Origin of the sequence: Neptunomonas marina (genome assembly GCF_004005935.1) — a bacterium.
GTDB lineage: Bacteria > Pseudomonadota > Gammaproteobacteria > Pseudomonadales > Balneatricaceae > Neptunomonas > Neptunomonas marina.
On sequence record NZ_SACQ01000001.1, the window covers coordinates 306,180 to 323,289 of the forward strand.

A 17,110-nucleotide genomic window follows, 5' to 3' on the forward strand; every position below is an offset into this window, starting at 1 on the left:
TAATAGATATTTAAGGAATTAAGGATCATGGCGAAGAACGTACTTATCTTACCGGGTGACGGTATCGGCCCTGAAATCGTAGCGCAAGCCAAGCGTGTTTTGACTCTGGTAAACGATCAGTTCTCGTTGGATTTAACATTCAACGAAGCGCTGGTGGGCGGTGCAGCCATCGATAATGATGGTGTACCGCTACCTGAGGCAACGCTAGAAGCGGCGAAAGCGGCGGATGCTATCTTGTTAGGCGCGGTTGGTGGCCCAAAATGGGACACGAATCCAGATTTCCAAATCCGACCTGAAAAGGGTTTGTTGGGCATCCGTTCGAACTTGGGTCTATTCGGTAACTTACGCCCTGCGATCTTGTACCCTCAACTGGCGCACGCTTCGACGCTGAAGCCTGAAGTGGTATCCGGTTTGGATATCCTGATTGTACGTGAGTTAACGGGCGGTATTTACTTCGGTCAGCCACGCGGCGTGCGTGAAAAAGAGTGTGGTATCCGTGAGGGCTACAACACCTACGTATACGACGAAAACGAAATTCGCCGTATCGGTCGTGTTGCGTTTGAAGCCGCTCGTGCGCGTAACAAGAAGCTTTGCTCGGTTGATAAAGCCAACGTTCTTGAAGTGACTGTGCTGTGGCGCGAAATCATGGAAGAGCTTGCCAAAGACTATCCGGACGTAGAACTCAGCCATATGTATGTGGATAACGCAGCGATGCAGCTGGTTCGCGCTCCGAAGCAGTTTGATGTTATGGTAACGGGTAACATGTTTGGTGATATTTTGTCCGATGCAGCAGCAATGTTGACAGGATCCATCGGCATGTTGCCATCTGCATCACTCGATGTTGATGGTAAAGGTATGTATGAACCATGCCATGGCTCTGCGCCAGATATCGCTGGGCAAGGTAAAGCAAACCCATTGGCAACGATTCTTTCAGCTGCCATGATGCTACGTTACTCATTGGACGCAGGTGAGGCCGCCGATAAAATTGAGGCGGCTGTGAGCCAAGTGCTTGATCAGAATTTGCGTACCGCAGACATTATGTCTGAGGGTATGCAAGAGGTGAGTACCTCTGAAATGGGTGATGCTGTTGTTGCTGCCCTGAAAGGCTAATTAACACCTTTATAGAAATACGCAACAATATCCCGTGGCTGGCTCCTGAAATAGGTGCTGGCCGCTTTGTTTATACATTGATTTGATTTTTTAATATTGGGGATACCAATGAAACGTGTAGGTTTTGTCGGTTGGCGCGGAATGGTTGGTTCTGTGCTGATGCAACGCATGCGTGAAGAGCGCGATTTCGATTACATCGAAGAACCGGTCTTCTTTACTACCTCTCAGGTAGGTGAAGCCGGCCCAGATATTGGCAAAGAGATTCCACCATTGAAGGACGCTCGCAACATTGATGAGCTGAAAACGATGGACGCGATTATCTCTTGCCAAGGTGGGGACTACACGAAAGAGGTATTCGCAAAACTACGTGAGTCTGGCTGGAACGGCTATTGGATTGATGCGGCGTCAACGCTGCGTATGGACGATGACAGCATCATCATTCTTGATCCAGTCAACCGCAACGTTATCGACAAAGGTTTGTCGGCTGGCGTGAAGAACTTTGTGGGCGGTAACTGTACAGTGTCGCTGATGCTGATGGGGCTTGGCGGCCTGTTTAAAGGTGGTCACATTGAGTGGCTTACGTCAATGACTTACCAAGCGGCATCGGGTGGCGGTGCGCGCCACATGCGTGAACTGATCTCTCAAATGGGGATTATTCACGGCTCAGTAGCGGATCAGCTGGATGCCTCTAGCGCCATTTTGGAAGTTGATAAGCGTGTTGCCGAAACTATTCGCTCGTCTGATATGCCTGTCGATAACTTTGGTGTGCCGCTAGCAGGCAGCTTGATCCCATGGATCGACTCTGCGCTAGAGAATGGTCAGAGCCGTGAAGAGTGGAAAGGCTTTGTTGAAACCAACAAAATCTTGGGGCGTGGTGAATCACCAATCCCAATCGACGGCACGTGTGTGCGCATTGGTGCAATGCGTTGCCATAGCCAAGCCTTCACTATTAAGCTGAAAGACAATCTGCCAATGGATGAGATCGAATCCATGATTGCTGAAGCTAACCCATGGGTTAAGGTGATTCCGAATGAGCGTGATGTTACTGCGGCAGAGCTAACGCCAGCTAAAGTAACAGGTACATTGAGTGTGCCGGTTGGTCGTTTGCGTAAAATGAACTTGGGTAATCAGTACCTGAATGCGTTCAGCGTAGGTGATCAGCTACTTTGGGGTGCTGCAGAGCCTCTGCGCAGAATGCTGCGTATTTTGATCGAAGGCTAACCCTTTGCGCGAGACGCGCTATAATTGATTAGGTCTTTTTGAATAGCCCGGCTTTGCCCGGGCTATTTTGTATCAGTTTGTAGTAAAGAGAACACGCGTGGAAAGAGAATTAGATATTGCAGTGGTTGGGGTAGAAGGCTTAGTTGGTGAAAGCGTTCTGAATTTGTTAGAGGAGCGGCACTTTCCAGTTGGCTCTCTGTATGTGCTACAACACGGGGAGAGTGAAGTTGATAGTGTTCGCTTCAAAGACAAGTCTGTTGCGCCGCAAGCGATAGAAGCTTTTGACTTCAGCCAAGCACAGATCGCCTTTTTTGCAGGCCCGAAAGAACTGGCCGAGCAATACGTGCCACTAGCTGCTGATGCAGGCTGTATCGTGATTGATGTTTGTGGAGCATTCCGCTTTGAGCCGGATGTGCCCATGGTTATTGCGGGTATCAATGATGACCGTTTAGCTGATTATATGATTCGAAATATCATCAGCTTGCCGAGTGCTACATCGACGATGGTTTGGTCTGCTGCCATGGCGATACATCGAGCGGTTGGTATTGAAGCTGTTACCATCACTGCACTGCAATCCGTATCGGGTAAAGGTAAGGCGGGTGTTGACGAGCTAGCGAAGCAAACGGCGCAGCTCTTGAATGCACGTCAAATCACCTCAGACACGTATCGCAAGCAGATCGCCTTCAATGTCTTGCCAGAATCTGGCGCATTGCTTGACAATGGCTTCACCCAAGATGAGATGAGTTTGTTATGGGAAACCCATCGTTTGCTGGATGATACCAGCGTTGCCGTCACACCAAGCTGCGTTGTTGTTCCTGTATTTCATGGCGACAGTGCACAAGTGACCGTTGAAACACAGGCCTATATCGGTGCTGAAGAGGCGTGTGATATCTGGCGCCAAAGTACCGATGTAGAGCTGGTTGATGCTGTTGCACAGATGGATTATGCAACCCCAGTAACGGATACGGTTGGTTCCGAAAACGTCTTCGTTAGCCGTGTTCGGGAAGATGCGGCAGGGTATCAGAAGCTAAGCTTTTGGGTGACCGCTGATAACATTCGGGTAACGACAGCAAAGAATGCTGTGTTGCTGGCAGAGCAGCTTGCTACCCAATTTCTATGACAAAAAACACTAAAAGGCGGGAAACTGACTGTAAATCAATGGTTAATCAGTTAGTTTCTTGACCCAGTAGGTGTTTTTCATAATACTTTATTCATGTATCGGACCGGCAACTCGTCGGCTATCGGCGTCGATATCCGCGAGTAAATTAAGGAAAACAAAAAATGCTGCGCAAACTTGCTTTGAGTCTCGCTGTTGCAGGTGTAATCGCATCTTCGCAGGCAAACGCATTAGGGCTAGGTGATATCCGTATAAAATCAGCACTGAACGAACCGCTCAATGCTGAAATTCAGCTCAATCAAGTCAGAGACTTGAATCCGCTGCAAATTAGGCCACGAATGGCCACGGCCGATGAGTTTGACCTTGCGGGGTTAAGTCAGCCAAGGATCTTGTCTAATGTTCGTTTCCAAGTGCGTGTAAACCCCAATGGAAGCGGAACCATTTTTCTGACCTCTAATGAGCCGGTTCGTGAGCCGTTTCTCAACTTCTTAGTTGAAGTGAACTGGCCAAGCGGCCGATTGATAAGAGAATATACGGTATTACTTGATCCTCCTGTTTTTGATCCAACCCCTACACCACGCCCAATCGCACCTGCGATATCGAGTGCAGCAGCACCTGTTGCCCCTGTTGTTGCGCAGCCGTCGCCACGCAAAGCGGATGTGTCGAATATCCGTACACGTATGGATAAGGCTTCACAAGCATATGTTGATGTCAAAGATACGTTGTGGGAAATCGCGATCCGTCACCGGGCGGCACCTGATATCTCCTCTTATCAGATGATGATGGCGCTTTACAAAAAGAACCCGCACGCTTTTCCAAACGGTAATATCAACAACCTCAAAGCAGGGGTCGTGATTGATTTACCAACTGAAGCTGAAGCGCGAGCGATGTCTTCGAAGGCTGCTGCCAGCGAAGTGCGTCGTCAAACGAGTGCTTGGAAGAGCGGAACAAAATCCTCTGCGCCGAATAAAGCGCCTGTGGATGCAACAAAAAAGGACGTAAAGAGTGAAGCAAAAGAAGCTGATACTGCTTCTGGCCCAGAGAAAGGGCAGCTTAAAGTCGTAGCCCCTGGCGATGCGACTGACCAAAAGGATGCGGCACTCAGTGATTCACAAGAAGCAAGTGAAGGCGATCTCGAGCAGAAGAACAAGGCGTTAGAAGATCAACTATCGGTGTCTCAGGAGTCGATTGATCGGCTCGAGCGCGATAACGCAGAGTTAAAAGAGACGCTGTCCAAAATTCAAGAGCAGTTAGACTCTCTAACGCGTTTAGTTGAATTAAAAGACGAGCAAGTTGCGACGTTACAAAATGAGTTAGCCAAAGCTAAACAGGCGCCCCCACCACCGCCGCCTGAAGAAAGTTTGCTAGACAAACTGATGGCTGCGCCAGAGTACTTAGCCGGTATAGCGGGTGGTTTGCTAGCGCTGTTCGCTGGATTGTTCTTCTTCCTGCGTAAGAAAAAATCTGATGATGCTGATGACGAATTAGAGCCGATTAGCAACTCAGGGCAGGCGCCAAAAGTTGAGCTTGATGATGAAACTGCTGAAGAGATGGCTGCTCTGGAAGCGGCAGCTGATGAATTAGCTGCTGCAGATGGCGATGCACCAGCTGATGCACTCGATGAAGTAACTGCTAGTGATGCAGATGGCAACTTAGAGGCGGAACTTGACGGCCTGTCTGACCTTGACGATCTGGATGATTTAGATGACCTAGAAGATCTAGATTTGGATATGGACCTGGATCTTGACGAGTCTCTTGATAGTGATCTTGATGCTCTAGCATTAGATGAGTCAGAGGAGGCCGAAGCCGCGCCGCAGTTGGATCCTGAAGAGGAAGATCTATTAGGCGATATTCTGGATGAGGCAGATGATCTTGACGAGACAGTGCAAGACGACGAGTTCGATCTGGGTCTGGACGATCTAGAGAAAGAGCTTAGTGAGGCAGACGCCCTGGTGGATACGGCTGCTGAACTTGATGATTCAGATAATGTTGAAGATGTTGATACCGCACTCGACGACCTTCTAAACGAAAGTGAAGATGGTCTTGACGAGCTGCTCGGTATGGACGACATGGATGACGAGCTACAAAACTCGGGCCTAGACAAGATCGAGCCTTTAGCTGATGTGGATGATGACGACGAAACACTAGAGTCGTTAGGCATTGATCTTGAGGATGAGCTTGAAGGCTTAGACTTAGATGAAACCGTTGCTGAAGTAGATTCTTCTGAGGCTGAAACGGAAGACTCGCTAGATGACCTTGATGACTTGATAGGCGGGGATCTTGAAGATCTCGACCTTGATGTTGATGGTCTTGGTGACAGCAACGGCGTTGAAAGCGGCTTGGATAGTGAACTCTCGGCTGACCTAGACAACTTGCTCGCTGAAAGTGAAGACCTCTCGACAGATACACCTACTGAGGCGTCTGATGAGATGGGCGATCTAGACTTTGATCTGGATAGCTTGGACGCTGAGCTCGAAGGTGATTTAGCTTCTCTAGAGGCAGAGCCGCAAGCGGAAGCTGCAACAGATGATGCTGATGATGGGCTTGATTTTAATCTCGACGACCTAGATATGGCGGATTTGGCTGAGCCTGAAGCAGCTGAGGTTGCTGACCCTGAGGATAGCGGAGAAGCGTTGGACTTTGATTCAACGGCAGATTTGCACCCAGAGGTGGCGGACCTGTTGAGTGATCCTGTTGATCTGGACGATGAGGCGCCGGCAGATGCTGCAATGGGGGACTTGGACACGGCAGGCGTTGAGCTTGATGCGGAAGAGTTGTTGCCGAATACCCCGACTGATGAAGCCGTCACTGAGGAGTTAACGTCCAATATTGAGCATGATCTGGATGCGGAATTGGATGCCGAGCTAGAAGCGCTGCTTAATAGCACCGATAACGATATTGCTTTGGAAGAGGTTAGCTCTGAAGAGGTTTCAGATCCGGTATCTGCTGTTAGCTTCCTCGATAATGCGGATGAAGTTGAGACTAAACTCGACTTGGCGCGTGCCTACATTGACATGGATGACGTGGATGGTGCTCGTGAAATACTCAAAGAGATTGCCGATGAAGGATCCGACGCACAGAAGGCTGAAGCAAATAGCTTGATGGAGGGCTTGAGTTGACGAGATCTGATACAGACTCGGCACAACAACAAGGGGCGATTTCGATCGCCCCTTATCGTTATGCAGCATGTGTAGAATACGCGGGTGCCAAGTACAAAGGCTGGCAGTCGCAGAAAGATGGCTCTGTGCCCACAATTCAGCAACATGTTGAAGCAGCACTTTCTAAAATCGCGAACGAACCTGTTTCGGTGATATGTGCCGGGCGGACAGATGCTGGGGTGAGTGGGACCTATCAGATTATCCATTTTGATGCTTCGGTTCTAAGGCCGGACCGGGCTTGGGTGATGGGTGCGAACACCAATTTGCCAGAGGATATTGCGATCAAGTGGGCAAAGCAGGTTGAGCCTGACTTTCACGCACGCTTTGGTGCGCTAGAGCGCCGCTATCGATACCTGATACTGTCGCAAGAGGTGATGCCGGCGGTGCTTGGTCGTGGTGTTACTTGGACCTATAAAACGCTTGATATCGGCAAGATGCAGGAGGCGGCTCAATACTTAATTGGTCAGCATGATTTTACATCTTATCGAGCTGTGGGCTGCCAAGCCAAAAGCCCGGTACGTGAGGTGCGTGAGCTTACCATTACGCAGCAAGGCCGTTTGATAGTCATTGATGTCCGCGCTAACGCGTTTCTACATCACATGATTCGTAATTTTGCCGGTGTGTTGATGAAAATAGGAGCGGGTGAGGCTGAACCGGTTTGGGCTAAAGACGTCTTAGAGGCTCGTGATCGGCGTGCTGGAGGAGTGACGGCGCCACCGTTTGGGCTCTACTTTGTCGATGTTAAGTACCCAGAAAAGTACCAGCTACCGCCATCAGAGATAGGACCCTATTTCTTACCCGGTGATCACTAACGTGATGCCCGCTTATCTGATAGAATTTCTGACTTTAATAGTTACGTAGGTCTTGCTGTATGCCGGTTCGGGTCAAAGTGTGTGGTATCACCCGTTTAGAAGATGCTCAAGTGGCAGTGAGAGAGGGCGCGGCGGCGTTAGGCTTTGTGTTTTATGAGCCGAGTCCTCGTTACATTGCCCCTGCACAAGCGGCGAAAATCATCGAGAGTTTGCCGCCTTTCGTCACGACTACCGCACTCTTTGTTAACGAATCAGCTGACGCTGTGGCGGTGATAGCCGAGCAGACGCAGGTGGATCTGTTGCAGTTTCATGGCGACGAATCGGCAGCGTTTTGCGGCGCCTTTGACCGTCCTTATATCAAGGCTATTCGAATGCGCCCCAATGCGGATCTGCTTGCAGAGACAGAAGCATTTTCAAGCGCGCGAGCCTTACTATTAGATGCCTATAAGCCGGGTGTGCCAGGCGGCACGGGTGAGGCTTTCAATTGGGATGAGATTCCATTAGAGCTTCGCCACAACATTATTTTGGCCGGTGGGCTGACGCCTGAAAATATATCTCAGGCTATTAAACAAGTAGCGCCCTACGCAGTAGATGTAAGTGGCGGCGTTGAAGCCAGTAAAGGGGTGAAAGACCCCAACAAACTAGCGCGATTTTTCCAAGAGGTAGCACGTGCCGAAAATAGATAACATCGACTCTTTGTTGCAGGCCCCTGATGAGCGAGGCCATTTTGGTCCGTATGGTGGCCGGTTTGTCTCTGAAACACTAATGGGGGCGCTTCAGGAACTGGAAGCTCTGTATGAAAAAGTTGCAAATGATCCAAGCTTCCGGGAAGAGTTTGATCGCGATCTTGCCCATTACGTTGGCAGGCCTTCACCACTTTACTTTGCTGAGCGCCTTACTCGCGAAGTTGGCGGCGCTAAAATCTATTTAAAGCGCGAAGACTTAAACCATACCGGTGCGCACAAGGTCAATAACACGATTGGTCAGGCGTTGCTTGCGAAGTATATGGGCAAACCACGTATTATCGCAGAAACAGGTGCTGGCCAGCATGGTGTGGCATCGGCGACGGTCGCTGCGCGCCTTGGGCTAGAGTGTAAAGTTTACATGGGCATCGATGATGTTAAGCGCCAAGCACTTAATGTGTATCGCATGAAGCTACTCGGTGCCGAGGTGGTAGCCGTTGAATCCGGCACGCGGACGCTGAAAGATGCCATGAATGAAGCGATGCGCGACTGGGTTACAAATGTTGATTCAACGTTCTACATCATCGGCACAGCGGCAGGGCCGCACCCGTATCCCAAGCTAGTACGTGACTTTCAGTGCATTATCGGGCGCGAAGCGCGTGAGCAGTGTTTAACGCAAGAGGGCCGCTTACCAGATGCTTTGGTGGCTTGTGTGGGTGGCGGTTCTAATGCCATCGGTTTGTTCCACCCGTTTATTGCAGATGAGTCGGTCCGTATGATCGGCGTAGAAGCGGGCGGTTATGGTGTGGAAACCGGTGATCACGCTGCACCCTTATGTGCGGGTCGCCCAGGTGTTTTGCACGGTAATCGTACGTATTTAATGGCGGACGATGCGGGTCAGATTCAAGGTACGCATTCGGTATCAGCCGGTTTAGACTACCCCGGTGTTGGCCCTGAGCACTCTTGGTTGAAAGACTGTGGTCGTGCTGAGTATGTGGCTGTCAATGATGATGAAGCGCTCGCGGCTTTCCGTATGCTGACCCGTGTTGAAGGCATTATGCCGGCACTCGAATCCAGCCATGCGATTGCGCATGCTGTTAAAGTTGCTAAAGAGATGTCACCGGATCAGATTGTGGTGGTTAATCTATCCGGCCGTGGTGATAAAGATATTCATACCGTTGCGGGTATTGATGGTATCGAACTTTAAGGAATTAGAGGTATCAGATGAACCGAATTGAAGCTTGTTTTACATCCTTAAAGTCGCAAAATCGTAAGGCGTTGATTCCTTATGTTACTGCTGGTGACCCTCAACCCGGTGTTACTGTTGGTCTGATGCACGCGATGGTTGAGGCAGGTGCTGATATCATCGAACTAGGGGTTCCTTTTTCTGATCCGATGGCGGATGGCCCAGTGATTCAGCTCGCGTGTGAACGTGCATTAGCACACAATACGCGGCTTGTTGATGTGCTAGCGATGGTTGCTCAGTTTCGGGAGACAAACAATGAAACGCCAGTCGTACTCATGGGGTACCTGAATCCAGTTGAGATGATGGGCTATGAAGCTTTCGCTGAGCAGGCTGCGCGTGCAGGCGTCGACGGCGTACTGACGGTGGATCTGCCACCAGAAGAGTCTGAAGCGTTTGTTGCAGCCATGAAAGCCAATGCCATTGATGTCATTTATCTATTGGCTCCAACGACGGAAGAGTCGCGCATCGAAGCGGTATGTCGTTACGGTTCAGGCTATGTGTATTATGTTTCGGTTAAAGGTGTCACAGGGTCAGCGGCGCTCGATGTTGATGAGGTCTCGCGCAAGTTGGAAGTTGTTCGCCGTCACACGGACATGCCGGTAGGTGTTGGTTTTGGTATCCGTGATGGCGCGTCTGCAGCGGCAGTTGGTGAAGTTGCAGATGGTGTTATTGTTGGCAGTGTGCTCGTTAATCAGATAGCTGAGCATGCCGAAAACCCAGACGCGATTAAAACGAATGTATCAGCAATCCTGACGCAGATGCGCTCTGCGATGGATGCATGAATTTATAATTTAAAACTGGATTTAGATAAAAGATGAGTAACTGGTTAGACAAAATTGTCCCATCGCTTGTTCGCTCCGAAACACGCAAATCAAGTGTTCCAGAGGGTCTCTGGCATAAGTGCGTGAAGTGTGAGTCAGTACTTTATCGCCCAGAGCTAGAGAAAAATCTAAACGTGTGTACTAAGTGTGGTCACCACATGCGCCTAACAGCGCGTATGCGTTTAGAGACGTTTCTTGATAAAGACTCCTTTACTGAGTTGGCAACTGAGGTAGAGCCTGTTGATCGCCTGAAATTTAAAGACTCTAAAAAGTACAAGGATCGTCTATCAGCAGCACAGAAATCGACAGGCGAAAAAGACGCTCTGATTGCGATGAAAGGTACTTTAAAAGGTATGCCTGTTGTCGCAGTGGCTTTCGACTTTCAGTTTATGGGTGGTTCGATGGGCGCAGTAGTTGGTGAGCGATTTGTACGTGCTGTCAACGAGGCGCTGGCGACAAAAGTACCGATGATCTGCTTTTCAGCATCAGGCGGTGCCCGGATGCAAGAAGCTCTGTTCTCACTGATGCAGATGGCAAAGACCAGTGCTGCACTACAGAAAATGCGCGAGGCGGGTTTGCCTTACGTTTCCGTGTTAACGGACCCTGTTTATGGTGGTGTTTCGGCAAGTTTGGCGATGCTGGGTGATTTAAACGTTGCTGAGCCGCGCGCATTGATTGGCTTTGCCGGTCCTCGTGTTATCGAGCAAACGGTACGTGAAAAACTACCTGAAGGTTTCCAGCGCTCTGAGTTTCTGTTGGAGCATGGTCAAGTGGATATGATTGTGCCGCGTCTTGAGCTACGTGACCGTTTGTACTCTGCACTGGCTATTTTCATGCATCAGTTTGCCGCGCCGGTTGTGGCAGAGGTGAGTACTGAAGGTACAGCAGAGGGCGTGGTTGACGCTGATGTTGCTGAGGCGATCGCCCCTGACACCGACCCCGAGCAACAAGAAGCGAAGCAGTAACTACTTTTAAGGCCGGTTTTCCGGCCTTTTTATCGGAAGTGAATAACAGCAAGATGAACAAAGCATCCTTCACTCTTCAGCAGTGGCTCTCTTGGATGGAGCAGGCCCATACCTCTGCGATTGATATGGGACTCACGCGTTGCCAAACGGTATTCGATGCCATGGCGCTCGATTTTGGCAGCACGAAAATCGTCACGGTGGGTGGTACAAACGGTAAAGGCTCCAGCGTCGCTATGTTTGACGCTGTGTTGCGTGCTGCGGGTTATCGAACGCTTTGTTATACCTCTCCTCACCTTGAAGTTTATAACGAGCGCGTGGTTATTGATGGTGAGATGTGCAGTGATGCGCAACTGGTAGCTGCCTTTTGTGCGATCGATGCGGCACGTGAGCAGGTAGGGATTTCACTATCCTATTTTGAGATTGGCACCCTAGCTGCACTTTGGATTGTTGCTCAAGAGCAACCCGATGTCGCTTTGTTAGAGGTTGGCCTAGGTGGCCGTTTAGATGTCGTGAATCTCATGGATGCCGATGTTGCTGTGATTGCAACGGTTGGGGTCGATCATGTTGATTGGCTTGGCGATGATCGTGAAGTTATCGGCTGGGAAAAAGCGGGTATCTTTCGTGAAGGTCGGCCTGCAGTTTGCGGTGACCTCGAACCACCACTATCGATTGCGCATCATGCTAACGAGGTGGGAGCAAAGCTGTTTCAGGCAAGTAATGATTTCTCCTATCAACTTCATGAAGATGGGGGCCAGTGGTCATTTAAGGGGCTGGATAGCCAGCACCAAGAAGTTGCTATTGAGTCGTTGCCAGTCCCTCAGCTGCCGCTACAAAACGCCGCGACGGTCATGCAAGCGCTGCTGTTGCTGGGGGTAGAGGTATCGCACGAGGCTTTGAGTCAAGGCTTTGCTCATGCACGTGTGCGAGGCCGGTTAGATGCGCAAACGTATAGAGGCTGCCCACTTTTGCTAGATGTGGCTCACAACCCACAGGCAGCGAGCTATTTGGCGAAACGGTTAGAAGGTAAGCAGTTCAAAGTGGTCTTAGGCATGTTAGCTGACAAAGATTGCACGGCGGTGATGGCGGCGCTTGCACCTATTGTGTCGCAGTGGCATCTGGTTACGCTCGATGTACCCCGTGGCCAGACTGCGGAGTCGCTGGCGACGATGCTACCCGCTAGTACCGATCAGGCCGTCTATCAGCACGCCTCTGTTGGCGATGCTATTAAGCAGCTTGCCTCTGATAAGGAGCAGCTACTCGTTGTAGGCTCCTTCTTCACTGTAGCGGATGCTTACCGACTGATTGAGGGGGAAGCAAATGGATAGCACAATGAAAAAGCGGCTATTGGGCTTTGCGCTTATCGCTATCACGCTCGCAGTGCTATTACCGCTGTTTCTGCAAGGTGATGGCTATCGGGAGCGCCAACTAGAAAGTCGTATCCCAGCAACACCGGCAATGCCGCAAGTCGCAATTTTGGAGCCGCAGTCGGAAGAGTTACCGGATACCAGCGATTACCCACCCCCACAAGAGGAGGTCGTTGTCAGTGTGGTTGATCCTGCGCCTGCGGTGCCTGCTAAGCCCGTTGCAGAAGCTGATAAGCGCCCTGTGAAAAAGCCAACTGTAGATGAGCCCGCCCCAGCACTTGATGAACAAGGTGTTCCGGTTGCTTGGACACTACAGCTTGCAAGCTTTAAAGATGAAGGGAACGCGAAAGCGCTGCGCAAGCAGTTGGTTGGCAACGGCCATAAAGTGTATACCCGTCAAGGTGCAGATCTTTACAAAGTCTATGTCGGGCCCGACTTTAATAAAGAGCGCTTGACCCAACTGCAAGCAAGACTACAAAGTGATTTTGGCTTGGAAGGAATTATCATCCGATTCACAACCCAATGATTGGGTTATTGTTAACCCTTTGTTAAAATGCGCGCAATTTGAGAAGAGTAGATGGCAACAATGAACTGGGCCGATTGGGCAATCTTAGCAATAGTCTTAATCTCGGGATTGTTTAGTATCCGGCGCGGCTTCGTTAAAGAGGCATTGTCTCTGGTAACCTGGGTGGCTGCTTTTATTGTTGCGCGTTTATTTACCAATTCACTTGCAGTCGTATTGACCGACTATATCCAAACCCCTTCGTTCCGAATTGTCGCGGCCTTCGGCCTATTATTTATCTTAACCCTTATTTGTGGTGCCCTGATTAGTAACCTTATCGGCGTGCTGGTGGAAGCCACCGGCCTAAGTGGAACTGATCGTATGCTGGGAATGGGTTTTGGTGTCATTCGAGGTGGTTTGATTGTGGTTGTGATTGTTGCCTTGCTCGGTGAAACACCTGCGGTGCGTGATCAATGGTGGCAGGACTCCCAACTTATCCCTCACTTCGCTTTGATGGAAAGTTGGACCCGGCAAGTTGCGACAGAAATTGGCCAGATGATCTGGCAGGCTGGGCGTTAGCTGAGCAGTTGTTAGATATTCTTGTTGTTTAAACGTTTTTAAGATCCTTCGAGGTAGTTCAACATGTGCGGTATCGTCGGCCTAGTGGCCAAATCCTATGTTAACCAGACTATTTTTGATGCGTTGACCGTACTTCAGCATCGTGGGCAGGACGCTGCTGGTATGGTGACGTGTGAAGGGAATCGTTTCTTCTTACGTAAGGACAACGGCTTAGTTAACGAAGTGTTTCGCACGCGTCATATGAAGCGCTTAACCGGAAACGTGGGTATCGGTCATGTGCGTTATCCGACCGCGGGCAGCTCCAGTGCAGCGGAAGCGCAACCTTTTTATGTTAACTCGCCTTATGGTATTGCCCTAGCACATAACGGCAACCTAACGAATGCTGAAGATCTCGCAGATGAGATGTTCCGTGCTGACCTGCGCCACATTAATACAACATCTGACTCTGAAGTGTTGCTCAACGTTTTCGCGCATGAGCTACAAGCGCAGGGCAAACTGAAGCCTGAGCCTGATGATATTTTTGCGGCTGTTTCTGCTGTACACAAACGTGTTAAAGGTGGTTACGCGGTTGTAGCTGTGATCACAGGCTATGGCGTGCTCGCATTTCGAGATCCCAATGGTATTCGCCCGTTGGTATATGGCACACGCTCTACGCCAGCAGGCGAGGAGTGCATGGTGGCATCTGAAAGCGTGGCGCTAGATATTTCCGGCTTTAGCCTAGTACGCGACATTGAACCGGGCGAAGCGATCTTCATCGATATGGAAGGTAACGTGTTCACGCGTCAGTGTGCTGAAAACACCAAGCTTGCGCCATGCTTGTTCGAGTATGTCTACTTGGCTCGCCCTGACTCCATCATTGATGATGTGAATGTTCATACAGCGCGCATGCAGATGGGTATCAAGCTGGCGGAAAAAGTCATGAAAGAGCGCCCTGAGCACGATATCGATGTGATCATTCCGATTCCAGATACCAGCCGTACATCAGCGCTAGAGATGGCTAAACACCTGAACGTTACGTTCCGTGAAGGCTTTATCAAGAATCGCTATATTGGTCGTACTTTTATTATGCCGGGGCAGACCCAGCGTAAGAAATCCGTGCGCCGCAAACTCAATCCTATCGAGATGGAGTTTAAAGATAAGGTGGTCATGTTGGTCGATGATTCTATCGTGCGCGGCACAACATCTAAGCAGATCGTCCAAATGGCGCGTGATGCGGGTGCGCGCAAAGTGTACTTTGCGTCTGCTGCGCCACCAGTGCGCTATCCGAATGTATATGGTATTGATATGCCATCGCCAGAAGAGTTTATTGCTCATAATCGTACTGAAGACGAGATTGGTGAAGCGATTGGCGCGGATTGGATGCTCTATCAAGATCTTGAAGACCTGAAAGAAACGGTGAATAGCTGTGTGAATCACCGCTTTGCTGACTTTGACTCGTCAGTGTTCGATGGGTATTACGTAACTGGTGATATCGATGCGGATTACTTGGCGCGTCTAGACCAGAAACGTAATGATGCAGCCAAGCTAACGCCAGATTCAGCAGATACGGAAGATGGCGCCCCCGCTGATCTCCACAACAAAATACAGTAAGGCGGCATGGTTAATGACAAAGCCTAATTTTGAACATCAAGAGCGGATTCAGTTCACGAGCGAGGATGCGGAGCTAGCAACCCTCGCTGTGCGTGCAGGGCAGTTACGCACGACAGAGGGTGAGCATAGCGATCCAATTTTTCCGACCTCGAGCTTTGTCTACTCAAGTGCAGCCGAAGCGGCTGCGCGTTTTGGCGGTGATGAGCCGGGCAATATCTATTCGCGTTTTACTAACCCGACAGTTAATGCTTTTGAGCGACGTATCGCAGCATTAGAAGGCGCTGAGCGTGCCGTTGCGACATCGTCTGGTATGGCTGCCATCTTGAGCATTGGCTTGTCGTTGCTTCAGCAGGGCGATCATGTTGTTTGCTCACGCAGTGTTTTCGGCTCAACAGTCTCTCTGTTTGAGAAGTACCTTAGTCGCGCGGGTATCGCGACAACGTTTGTTGATCCCAAAGACCTGAGTGCTTGGAAGGCTGCAATCCAGCCAAATACGCGTTTACTGTTCTTAGAAACACCATCTAATCCGCTGGCTGAACTGACAGATATCGAAGCGGTGGCCGAGCTTGCTCACAACCATGATGCGTTGCTCGCAGTGGACAACTGCTTTCTGACGCCTATTTTCCAGCAGCCGCTGGCATTAGGTGCTGATATCGTAATCCACTCAGCCACCAAGTATTTAGATGGCCAAGGTCGTTGTGTTGGTGGTGTGTGCCTCGGCAGCGACAAGTTGATGGAAGAGGTGTTTGGGTTTATCCGCACCGGTGGTGCTTGTATGAGCCCCTTCAACGCATGGACATTCCAGAAGGGTCTGGAAACTCTCAAGATTCGTATGGAAGCCCACGCGAGCAACGCGCTGGCGATGGCTAGTTGGTTAAAGGCGCAGCCTGGAATCGAAAAAGTTCACTATTCAGGTTTGGCAGACCACCCGCAGCACGCGCTTGCTAAGCGTCAGCAATCAGGGTTTGGTGGTGTGCTAGCGTTTGAAGTTGCCGGTGGGAAAGAGGCGGCTTGGCGCTTTATCGATGCGACAAAAATGGTGTCGATCACGGGCAATCTGGGCGATGTTAAAACAACCATCACGCATCCTGCGACAACAACTCATGGGCGTATGTCGGTTGAAGCACGTGCGCAAGCGGGCATTAAAGACAATTTAATCCGTCTTTCCGTGGGTATCGAAGCGCTTGAAGATATCCAAGCCGATATGGCGCTGGGGCTAGCGGCGCTTTAGTCCACGTTTTACTATCGAACTCAAGTTGGCCGGCTTATCTTAGATGAGCCGGTCGCTTTGTTTTTGGGCGTTCCAATAAGTAGTGGGAGTCTCTGTATTTATGCGAGTTAAACAATTAGGTGAATCTGTTCTGCGGGAGACGGCGCTTGCCGTTACCCAAGATGAGTTATCGTCAGTCGAAATCAATGACGCTATCACCGAGATGCAAAACATCCTCGACGGTATTCAAGCGATCTCGCCAGAAAATGGGAACGCCATAGCAGCACCTCAAGTTGGATTGAGTAAGCGCCTTATTGTGTTACGCATTGAAGGGCAGTTTGTGACTTTAGTGAACCCGGCTATCTCGTGGGCGTCTGAAGACACGATCGACTCTTATGAGGAGTGCTTCAGCTTCTATCAGTTGCGTGGTGTGGTTGAGCGAGCTGCACAGGTATGGGTGGATTACACCGATGTGGTAGGGCACCCGCAGCAGCTCAGATTATCTGGCGATGCTGCCGCACTCGCTCAGCATGAAATTGATCATTTAGATGGCATCTTCTTTTTGGATAAAGTCGCGGATACAACGACAGTTGCATCGGTTGAGTCGGTATACGCGGCGAACCCTACTCGGTTAGCACAAGTACGTGACATGATCGCTTATATGGTTGGCTAATGCGGCCATGCGAGTGTCTTCACAGCTTCCCTCTGAACAGATCCAGTAAAGAGAGTTAA

General features: G+C 50.2%; 15 protein-coding genes. All 15 read left to right on the forward strand.

The window, feature by feature from the left end:
- Positions 1-27: 27 nt before the first annotated feature.
- The 15 genes from leuB to EOE65_RS01445 all read left to right on the forward strand — a co-directional run bounded on the left by leuB (position 28) and on the right by EOE65_RS01445 (position 17,051).
- On the forward strand, positions 28-1,110 hold the full coding sequence (leuB, locus tag EOE65_RS01375) for a 3-isopropylmalate dehydrogenase (RefSeq protein WP_127692500.1): 1,083 nt from the start codon (positions 28-30) through the stop codon (positions 1,108-1,110).
- Positions 1,111-1,218: 108 nt separating this feature from the next.
- Positions 1,219-2,331 carry an aspartate-semialdehyde dehydrogenase gene (asd, locus tag EOE65_RS01380; RefSeq protein WP_127692501.1) on the forward strand — a complete coding sequence of 371 codons (1,113 nt, stop codon included), beginning with the start codon at positions 1,219-1,221 and terminating at the stop codon, positions 2,329-2,331.
- A gap of 97 nt (positions 2,332-2,428) precedes the next feature.
- Complete coding sequence (locus tag EOE65_RS01385; protein ID WP_164846988.1) at positions 2,429-3,451, forward strand: aspartate-semialdehyde dehydrogenase; 1,023 nt, start codon at positions 2,429-2,431, stop codon at positions 3,449-3,451.
- A gap of 161 nt (positions 3,452-3,612) precedes the next feature.
- A complete protein-coding gene (locus tag EOE65_RS01390) occupies positions 3,613-6,567 on the forward strand; it encodes a FimV/HubP family polar landmark protein (protein ID WP_127692503.1) in 2,955 nt (984 codons plus the stop codon).
- The gene (gene truA, locus EOE65_RS01395; RefSeq protein ID WP_127692504.1) at positions 6,564-7,418 is read left to right on the forward strand and encodes a tRNA pseudouridine(38-40) synthase TruA; all 855 of its coding nucleotides are present in this window, start codon (positions 6,564-6,566) and stop codon (positions 7,416-7,418) included. The genes EOE65_RS01390 and truA overlap by 4 nt, the downstream gene beginning before the upstream one ends.
- 59 nt (positions 7,419-7,477) lie before the next feature.
- The gene (locus tag EOE65_RS01400; protein ID WP_127692505.1) at positions 7,478-8,104 is read left to right on the forward strand and encodes a phosphoribosylanthranilate isomerase; all 627 of its coding nucleotides are present in this window, start codon (positions 7,478-7,480) and stop codon (positions 8,102-8,104) included.
- Positions 8,097-9,308 (forward strand): tryptophan synthase subunit beta, encoded by a 1,212-nt coding sequence (gene trpB / locus EOE65_RS01405; RefSeq protein WP_420846519.1) that lies wholly within the window; start codon positions 8,097-8,099, stop codon positions 9,306-9,308. The genes EOE65_RS01400 and trpB overlap by 8 nt, the downstream gene beginning before the upstream one ends.
- 17 nt (positions 9,309-9,325) lie before the next feature.
- Entirely contained in the window at positions 9,326-10,129 is an 804-nt protein-coding gene (gene trpA, locus EOE65_RS01410; RefSeq protein WP_127692507.1) for a tryptophan synthase subunit alpha, read from the forward strand.
- Positions 10,130-10,161: 32 nt separating this feature from the next.
- The gene (gene accD, locus EOE65_RS01415; protein ID WP_127692508.1) at positions 10,162-11,133 is read left to right on the forward strand and encodes an acetyl-CoA carboxylase, carboxyltransferase subunit beta; all 972 of its coding nucleotides are present in this window, start codon (positions 10,162-10,164) and stop codon (positions 11,131-11,133) included.
- 53 nt (positions 11,134-11,186) lie between these two features.
- Positions 11,187-12,458 carry a bifunctional tetrahydrofolate synthase/dihydrofolate synthase gene (gene folC, locus EOE65_RS01420; protein WP_127692509.1) on the forward strand — a complete coding sequence of 424 codons (1,272 nt, stop codon included), beginning with the start codon at positions 11,187-11,189 and terminating at the stop codon, positions 12,456-12,458.
- Between the two features lie 4 nt (positions 12,459-12,462).
- On the forward strand, positions 12,463-13,023 hold the full coding sequence (locus EOE65_RS01425; RefSeq protein WP_240656892.1) for an SPOR domain-containing protein: 561 nt from the start codon (positions 12,463-12,465) through the stop codon (positions 13,021-13,023).
- 60 nt (positions 13,024-13,083) lie between these two features.
- A complete protein-coding gene (locus EOE65_RS01430; RefSeq protein ID WP_127693132.1) occupies positions 13,084-13,578 on the forward strand; it encodes a CvpA family protein in 495 nt (164 codons plus the stop codon).
- A 63-nt stretch (positions 13,579-13,641) separates the two neighbouring features.
- Positions 13,642-15,168 (forward strand): amidophosphoribosyltransferase, encoded by a 1,527-nt coding sequence (gene purF / locus EOE65_RS01435; protein WP_127692511.1) that lies wholly within the window; start codon positions 13,642-13,644, stop codon positions 15,166-15,168.
- Between the two features lie 13 nt (positions 15,169-15,181).
- Positions 15,182-16,399, forward strand: a complete 1,218-nt coding sequence (locus tag EOE65_RS01440) for an O-succinylhomoserine sulfhydrylase (protein ID WP_127692512.1) — start codon at positions 15,182-15,184, stop codon at positions 16,397-16,399.
- Positions 16,400-16,499: 100 nt separating this feature from the next.
- Positions 16,500-17,051 carry a peptide deformylase gene (locus EOE65_RS01445; protein WP_127692513.1) on the forward strand — a complete coding sequence of 184 codons (552 nt, stop codon included), beginning with the start codon at positions 16,500-16,502 and terminating at the stop codon, positions 17,049-17,051.
- The last annotated feature ends 59 nt before the right edge of the window (positions 17,052-17,110 follow it).

What these genes read in the sequence shown, in the direction of transcription:
- EOE65_RS01440 (WP_127692512.1), top strand. Translation starts at nt 15,182, where the DNA reads ATGACAAAGCCTAATTTTGAACATCAAGAGCGGATTCAGTTCACGAGC.
- leuB (WP_127692500.1), top strand. Translation starts at nt 28, where the DNA reads ATGGCGAAGAACGTACTTATCTTACCGGGTGACGGTATCGGCCCTGAA.
- purF (WP_127692511.1), top strand. Translation starts at nt 13,642, where the DNA reads ATGTGCGGTATCGTCGGCCTAGTGGCCAAATCCTATGTTAACCAGACT.
- EOE65_RS01445 (WP_127692513.1), top strand. Translation starts at nt 16,500, where the DNA reads ATGCGAGTTAAACAATTAGGTGAATCTGTTCTGCGGGAGACGGCGCTT.
- EOE65_RS01430 (WP_127693132.1), top strand. Translation starts at nt 13,084, where the DNA reads ATGAACTGGGCCGATTGGGCAATCTTAGCAATAGTCTTAATCTCGGGA.
- folC (WP_127692509.1), top strand. Translation starts at nt 11,187, where the DNA reads ATGAACAAAGCATCCTTCACTCTTCAGCAGTGGCTCTCTTGGATGGAG.
- trpA (WP_127692507.1), top strand. Translation starts at nt 9,326, where the DNA reads ATGAACCGAATTGAAGCTTGTTTTACATCCTTAAAGTCGCAAAATCGT.
- asd (WP_127692501.1), top strand. Translation starts at nt 1,219, where the DNA reads ATGAAACGTGTAGGTTTTGTCGGTTGGCGCGGAATGGTTGGTTCTGTG.
- EOE65_RS01400 (WP_127692505.1), top strand. Translation starts at nt 7,478, where the DNA reads ATGCCGGTTCGGGTCAAAGTGTGTGGTATCACCCGTTTAGAAGATGCT.
- EOE65_RS01390 (WP_127692503.1), top strand. Translation starts at nt 3,613, where the DNA reads ATGCTGCGCAAACTTGCTTTGAGTCTCGCTGTTGCAGGTGTAATCGCA.
- EOE65_RS01425 (WP_240656892.1), top strand. Translation starts at nt 12,463, where the DNA reads ATGAAAAAGCGGCTATTGGGCTTTGCGCTTATCGCTATCACGCTCGCA.
- accD (WP_127692508.1), top strand. Translation starts at nt 10,162, where the DNA reads ATGAGTAACTGGTTAGACAAAATTGTCCCATCGCTTGTTCGCTCCGAA.